At 55.5% G+C, this 4,230-nt stretch carries 2 protein-coding genes; both read left to right on the top strand.

Annotation, left to right across the window (positions count from 1 at the left end):
• Positions 1-78: 78 nt before the first annotated feature.
• Positions 79-2,700, top strand: a complete 2,622-nt coding sequence (locus tag C5O24_RS11165) for a valine--tRNA ligase (RefSeq protein WP_107036404.1) — start codon at positions 79-81, stop codon at positions 2,698-2,700.
• A 9-nt stretch (positions 2,701-2,709) separates the two neighbouring features.
• Complete coding sequence (gene hisS, locus C5O24_RS11160; RefSeq protein ID WP_107036405.1) at positions 2,710-4,077, top strand: histidine--tRNA ligase; 1,368 nt, start codon at positions 2,710-2,712, stop codon at positions 4,075-4,077.
• The last annotated feature ends 153 nt before the right edge of the window (positions 4,078-4,230 follow it).

The following is a 4,230-nucleotide window of genomic DNA, read 5'->3' as shown; positions in this document are numbered from 1 at the left end:
CGGCGGGGGAATATTGCGTAATTTTGCACTTCCGACATCAACAATCAAGCAAATACAGAAACCAACCATACGCACAAAATGAACGAGCTTGCCACCAAATACAACCCTTCGGAGGTTGAAGACAAATGGTATGACTACTGGATGCGTCACGACCTCTTCAAGAGCACTCCCGACGCGCGCGAACCCTATACGATCGTTATCCCGCCGCCCAATGTCACAGGCGTGCTCCACATGGGCCACATGCTCAACAACACGATACAGGACATACTCGTGCGCCGCGCCCGCATGACGGGCAAAAACGCCCTGTGGGTGCCCGGCACCGACCATGCTTCGATAGCCACAGAGGCCAAAGTCGTGGCCAAGCTTGCCGAAAAGGGAATCCAGAAGAGCGATCTCACACGCGAGGAGTTTCTGAAACACGCGTGGGACTGGACTCACCAGTATGGAGGCATCATCCTGCAGCAGCTGCGCAAGCTCGGAGCCTCGTGCGACTGGAGCCGCACCGCCTTCACCATGGACGATCTGCGGTCGAAAAGTGTCACAAAGGTATTTGTCGATCTTTACCGCCGCGGGCTTATCTACCGCGGCAAGCGGATGGTCAACTGGGATCCCAAGGCCAAGACCGCTCTGAGCGACATTGAAGTGATCTATAAAGAGGAGCACAGCAAGCTCTACTATCTGCGCTATTATATAGTCGGCGAGGACAGGTATGCCGTTGTAGCCACCACCCGTCCGGAAACCATTATGGGCGACACAGCCATGTGTATCAATCCCGACGATCCCAAAAACGCCCATCTCAAGGGCAAGCGTGTGATCGTGCCTCTGGTTGGCCGTGAGATACCCGTGATCGAGGACGATTATGTCGACATGGAGTTCGGCACAGGCTGCCTGAAAGTCACCCCGGCCCATGATGTCAACGACTACATGCTCGGCCAGAAACACAACCTTGACACGATCGACATATTCAACGACGACGCCACCATCAGCGAGGCTGCCGGCATGTACATAGGCATGGACCGCTTTGCCGTGCGCGAACAGATAGCCAAGGATCTCGCCGAAGCGGGTCTGATCGAGAAGGTAGAAAATTACGAAAACAAGGTCGGATATTCGGAGCGCAACGCCGATACCGTCGCCGAGCCTCGCCTGAGCAACCAGTGGTTTCTGCGCATGGACGAGCTGGCTCGTCCGGCCGTAGGGGCTGTCGACAGCGACACCGTACGATTCATTCCCGAAAAATTCAAAAACACCTTTGACCACTGGATGGCCGAGATCCACGACTGGTGTATCTCGCGTCAGCTATGGTGGGGTCACCGTATTCCTGCATGGTATCTGCCTGACGGCTCGTTTGTAGTGGCCATGGATGCCGACGAGGCTCTGAAGCTCGCATGCGAGAAAGATCCGTCGCTCACCGCCGCCGACCTGCGTCAGGAGGAGGACGGCCTCGACACCTGGTTCTCGTCGTGGCTCTGGCCTATCACACTCTTCAACGGCATCCTCGATCCCGACAATGAGGAGATGCGCTACTATTACCCTACCACCGATCTGGTGACAGGCCCCGACATCATATTCTTCTGGGTGGCCCGCATGATCATGGCAGGCTACGGATTCGCAGGCAAGGAACCGTTCCGCAACGTGTACTTCACCGGCATAGTCCGCGACGAAATAGGCCGCAAGATGTCGAAGCAGCTCGGCAACTCCCCCGACGCTCTCAAGCTGATAGCCGACTACGGCGCCGACGGAGTACGCGTGGGAATCATGCTCTGCGCACCTGCCGGAAACGATATACTATTCGACACCAAACTCTGCGAAACCGGACGTAACTTCTGCAACAAGATGTGGAACGCCTTCCGTCTGGTCAAAGGCTGGGAGGTCAGCGCTGAGGCCACGCAGCCCGAAGCTGCACGTTTCGCCATATCATGGATGAAAGAGCGTCTGGCACAATCGACCGAGGAGATCGCCGACCTCTTCAGCAAATTCCGCATATCGGAAGCCCTTCGCGAAGCCTACCGCCTGTTCTGGGACGACTTCTCGTCATGGTATCTCGAAATGGTAAAACCGGCCTATGGCTCTCCGTCGGACAGCACCACATACAATGAGACCCTCGGCATATTCGACTCTCTGCTGCGTCTGCTCCACCCATTCATGCCCTTTATAACCGAAGAGCTGTGGCAGCATCTCACAGAGCGTCGCGACGGCGAGTCGATCATGTATGCGCAGATAGAGCTGCCGGCCGACCGTCATCCTCACGAAGCCCGGCTGATGGAAACCGTCAAGGCGGCAGTCAATGGCCTGCGCAACATCCGCGCCGAGAAAAACATCCCCAACAAGGAGCCTCTTACCGTCAACATAATCGGCTCTTGGGACAAGGCTGTCGATGCTCCGGTGATGAAACTCGCCAACGCCTCGGCCGTCAACCACAACGCTACCAAAGATCCGGCTGCAGCCACATTCATGGTAGGGCTGACGGAAATCAATGTGCCGCTGCTCGACTCCATCGACGTAGAAGCCGAAACGGCCAAACTCGAAAAAGACCTCAAATATTATCAGGGCTTCAAAGTCAGCGTAGAGAAGAAACTCGGCAACGAACGCTTTGTCAACAACGCCCCGGCCGCTGTGGTAGAGGGCGAGCGCAAGAAGCTGGCCGACGCCGAAGCAAAGATAGCCACAATCACCGCCGCACTTGAGGCGATCAGAAAATAAACGACAGCAATGGCACAGAAACCATCCATACCCAAGGGCACCCGCGACTTCGGACACGAAGAGATGGCCCGCCGCAACTATATCTTCGACACGATCCGCAGTGTATTCAGACTCTACGGATTCAACCAGATCGAAACTCCGGCCATGGAGAATCTTTCGACCCTCATGGGCAAATATGGCGAAGAGGGCGACAAGCTGCTCTTCAAAATCCTCAATTCGGGCGACTGGCTGCGCGGCGCCGACCGCACGATGATCGACTCCGGCGACTACGTGCATCTGACGCCGAAGGTGAGCGAAAAAGGACTGCGTTATGACCTGACGGTGCCGTTCGCACGCTTTGTGGTGCAGCACCGCGACGAACTGACGATGCCGTTCAAGCGTTTCCAGATCCAGCCCGTATGGCGTGCCGACCGTCCGCAGAAAGGACGCTACCGTGAGTTCTACCAGTGTGACGCCGACGTGGTGGGCAGCGACTCGCTGATCAACGAGATAGAACTGTTGCAGATTATCGACGAAGTGTTTGCTCGTCTGGGCATACGGATCACCATAAAGCTCAACAACCGCAAAGTATTGGCCGGAATAGCCGAGATGATCGGAGCCCCGGATAAGCTCACCGACATCACCGTGGCCATCGACAAGATCGACAAAATAGGACTTGACAAAGTTAAGGAGGAACTTACAGAGCGCGGACTGACCGACGATGCCATAGCTCGCCTTGAGCCGGTGCTTGCCATCGGCGGCGACACAAAGACACGTCTGAACGCACTCAAAGAGATCCTCGCGGGCAATGAGACCGGACTGCTCGGAGTAGCCGAGCTGCAGACCGTCATAAACGGAGCCGAAAATCTCGGGATGCGTGCCGAAGTGGAACTCGATTCATCGCTTGCACGCGGACTTAACTACTACACCGGCACTATCATCGAAGTGAAGGCCCGCGACGTGGAGATAGGATCGATCACCGGCGGAGGCCGTTATGACAACCTCACCGGAGTGTTTGGTATGCCCGGGCTATCGGGTGTAGGCATATCGTTCGGCGCCGACCGCATCTACGACGTGCTCAACCAGCTCGACCTGTATCCGGCCGAGGCCACATCGTCGACCGAAGTGATGTTTGCCAATTTCGGAGATCAGGAGGCCTCAGCGGCCATGGCCATGATGAAGACCATGCGCGAAGGGGGCATAGCCTGCGAGATTTATCCTGACGTAGCCAAGATGAAGAAGCAGATGACGTATGCCAACGCCAAATCCATTCCTTACGTGGCACTCGTAGGCGAAGAAGAGATGAAGCAGGGCAAACTCACTCTGAAATCGATGGCCAACGGCGAACAGACCCTCGTCACTCCACAGGAAGCGATCAGAATGGTGGCCGGGCATTGACTTCGGAATTCGTTCAGCAAATCGTACGTAATCCGACGTCGTGCCAGATACTATCCGATACGATTTCATTCAAAAATAAAATAATCTGAAATTTTTTCGGGGTTTATTGCTACATTTCAGAAATAATACCTACATTTGCATTGAAAACAACAG

Source organism: Paramuribaculum intestinale, from assembly GCF_003024925.1.
GTDB classification, from domain to species: domain Bacteria; phylum Bacteroidota; class Bacteroidia; order Bacteroidales; family Muribaculaceae; genus Paramuribaculum; species Paramuribaculum intestinale.
Note: the sequence above shows the minus strand (reverse complement) of the source record. Positions and strands in the feature narration are given on the sequence as shown.

Excerpts from the sequence above, each read along its gene's own strand:
- hisS (WP_107036405.1), top strand. The coding sequence starts at position 2,710 with ATGGCACAGAAACCATCCATACCCAAGGGCACCCGCGACTTCGGACAC.
- C5O24_RS11165 (WP_107036404.1), top strand. The coding sequence starts at position 79 with ATGAACGAGCTTGCCACCAAATACAACCCTTCGGAGGTTGAAGACAAA.